The 3,169-nt window shown below is 63.4% G+C and carries 2 protein-coding genes; one reads left to right on the plus strand and one right to left on the minus strand.

From position 1 onward, the window contains the following. Nucleotides 1–435 (plus strand): phosphotransferase (locus EOA38_RS31770; protein WP_145966160.1); only part of this gene is annotated, 435 nt, incomplete at its 5' end. A 39-nt stretch (nucleotides 436–474) separates the two neighbouring features. Here EOA38_RS31770 and EOA38_RS31775 read toward each other — a convergent pair. Next, nucleotides 475–2,775: a mechanosensitive ion channel domain-containing protein gene (locus EOA38_RS31775; RefSeq protein WP_245480968.1), complete on the minus strand. Its 2,301-nt coding sequence runs from the start codon at nucleotides 2,773–2,775 to the stop codon at nucleotides 475–477. Nucleotides 2,776–3,169 lie beyond the last annotated feature (394 nt).

The raw sequence follows: 3,169 nt of genomic DNA on the forward strand, positions 1-3,169 counted from the left end.
GTCTATGACGGCGAGGCGAGGCAGGCGATCGCAGCACTCGATGGCCAGATCGATACACAAGCCGCCACGACGGTCTGGGAAGCGGCCCTGGCCGCCACCTGGCACGGCTCGCCCGTCTGGTTCCACGGCGATGTCGCCTCAGGCAATCTCCTGGTCGAAGACGGCCGCCTGAGCGCCGTCATCGACTTCGGCACCTCCGGCGTCGGCGACCCGTCCTGCGACCTCGCGATCGCCTGGACCTTTTTCGAGGGCGAAAGCCGGGAGGCTTTCCGCACCGCCATCGCGGTCGATGAGGCGACCTGGGCGCGCGGCCGCGGCTGGACGCTATGGAAGGCGCTGATTACCGTTGCCGGACATGACGCCAACCAAGCCGAGGTCGGAAGGCAGCGCCGGGTGATCGACGAGGTGCTCGCCGATCACGAATGCTGGGCGTAACGCGGATCCACGCTTGGACAATCTCCCGAGCGGTCCCTGCTAGGAAACCTCGGTCTGGTCGGGCGCATCGTGCCCTTCATCGGGCGGACCGTCCTGGGTGACCTTGGTCTTGCGCCCGCGTTTGGGCGACTTGGCCAATGCAGCGTTTGTCGCCGCGCTGCGCTTGGGCCTTTCCGTCGCAAGCTTTGGCCCGGGCCGCTTGATGCGCGGCGGCGGTGACTTTCCCGCCTTGTCTTCGCCGCCCATGTAGAACGTCACATGAGGGAAAGGTATCTCGATGCCGCGCTCCTCGAAGACCTCCTTGATGATCTCGTTATAGGCGCGACCGAGGGCAAAATGCTTTCCGGGCTTGGTCTTGATGCGGGCCCGAACCAAAATGGCGGAGTCGGCGAATTCGGTCACGCCATGCATCTCGAGGTCGCCGATGATGTCGCCCGCGAACCCGGCCTCCTTCAGTTTGTCGAAGGCCTCGTGCATCGCCTGCTTCACCTCGGGAATGCTCGCCCCGTAATCCACGCCGATCGATGCGACGTGATAGCTGAAGGTCTTCATGAAGTTCGTCACGGCATCGACGGAAGAGAACGGGATGAGATGATAGGCGCCGTCGAGGGTGCGCAACGACACGGACCGGATTGTCAGCCGCTCAACGGTGCCTGTGACCCCTCCTGCGGTCACCACATCGCCTTCGTTCATCGCGTTCTCGAACTGTATGAAGGCGCCGGTGATGATGTCCTGCACCAGTTTTTGCGCCCCGAAGCCGACAGCGAGGCCGACAACGCCGGCGCCGGCAAGCAGCGGGCCGATGTTCACGCCAAACTCGGACAGCACCAGCATGACGATGAGGACGCCCAGCGCGACCACGAAGGCATTGCGGAACAGGGCGAGAAGCGTCCGTTCGCGCGGGGAGGGGACATGGCCGTAATTCGGATTGAGGCGATATTCCACCCACGATTGGACGGCGAGATAGATCAGGCCGCCGACCAGCATTATCAGGATCGCGGAAACGATTGAAACGGCGAAGCGCTGGCCGACTTCGCTCGACAGCCACCCGACGACGTCTGCCGCTCGCCAGAACTGTGCGATGACCAGCAGCACGACCGCGGCAACCAGGATGCGAACTGCCCTGAGCACATTGGGAACGAAGGCATTGAGGCGCCGCTCGAGCAAAGGAAGCCGCTCGCTGACCTCGGCGGGCAGGTTTATCCCCGCTCCGGCGACCCGCGCGATGACGCCCGTCAGCAATACCCCTATGGCTATGGCGATGATCGATTGGACGGTGGCCGCGAGGACGAACGGCAGGGCCATCGCGGGCGCTGCGAGCCACAGAACAAAGACGAGGATCAGGTATCCGATCGCCACGACGTGCCAAAGCCTGGCGAGACCGGCCAGGAACCTGCCCAGAATGTCGGTTCGGCGGGTCTCGCTGCGGCGCAGCAGCCATCGCCGTACCTGATCGCGATTCTGCAGGATGACAATCAGGGCGAGCACCAGCGCGGCAAACATCACGACCACGCGGACCACTTGCGCGGCGTCTTCCGAAACGTTGACCGCAACGATCGGCGCGAGGAAGAACATCGTATAGCCGACCACGCTGACGAAGCGGCTCAGCCAGAAATACCAGTATGCCGCCGTTGTGTCGCCCAATGTCCAGATCCGCAGCGCGGGCCATCTCGGGGCAAGCAGTGTCCGCGCAAGGACCTTGATGAACTCGATGACCAGGAAGGCGTTCAGGAACAGCGCACGGTTCATCTCCGCCTGACCCGCCTGGTCGATAACGAAAGCAGAGAGCGAAGACACCGAACCGATTGCCCAGGCCGCGAGCACGGTGAGCGCGTCGGCCAGCGCGGACAAACCGATGAAGCCGAACCGCTCGAACCTGCCTCCGCGTGTCGCTGCATTGGCGAATGTGCGCTGGAACCGTCCAAAGGCGAACCGCAACGCGAGGTAGACGGCGAAGGTGAGAACCACGACAAGGGCGCTGTTGCGTACGGCGTTCCAAAGGCTCTGCACATCGATCGAGACACCTCCCGAAAAGACGCCGGCAATTCTCTCGACGAGGGCGGCGGTCGTCTTGATCAGGCCCGAAGCGCTCTCTGCCGCATCCTTCGTATACGCGGCGACCTCCTGTGCGATCGTCGTTTCAGGCGCTGCCTCGGCCGCCGGCTGGTTGCCTTCCGCGGCCGCGGCGCGCAGCTTGTCGATCAGGCGGTGCCGCGCCTGGTCGTTCTCCAGGATGGTGATGAGCGCTTCGACATCCGCGTTCGGCTCGCCGGGCTTGGAACCTCCTTGTGCGGCCGGCTGGGCGAGGCTTGGTGCCCCGCAGAGCAGTAGAAACAACAACAGAGAAATTAGAGTTCGCATTGCTGGCCCTGGCGGAAAACTATCGATCGGAGTGCGCGCTGCCGGCGCCGGCTCGGACATTCTTGCAAAATCGCAGGCAGCCGCATCTTCGCATTGGTGCAGTTCATCTAGGGCGAACCTGCTGGGGTGGAAGTTGGTACCTTCGTCGAGTGCGGCGGTCCCTCCTTGGCGACGCGCTCTGGGTGCCATAACGAACTTTGCCGCCGATCGTTGCCTGGTTGGCCAAAGACAGCGTCATCGCCAGCGCGAACCGTCTTATGTTGAAGCGCTCGGTTCGCTCGCTGGCTGGTTCCTCTGCGTCAGGTACGACATACGCAAATCTTGATTTCGCCGTCCAACGGGTGAAAAGCTCGACCCATGGAATGGCGCGACG

This window comes from Mesorhizobium sp. M1E.F.Ca.ET.041.01.1.1, from assembly GCF_003997355.1.
GTDB lineage: Bacteria > Pseudomonadota > Alphaproteobacteria > Rhizobiales > Rhizobiaceae > Mesorhizobium.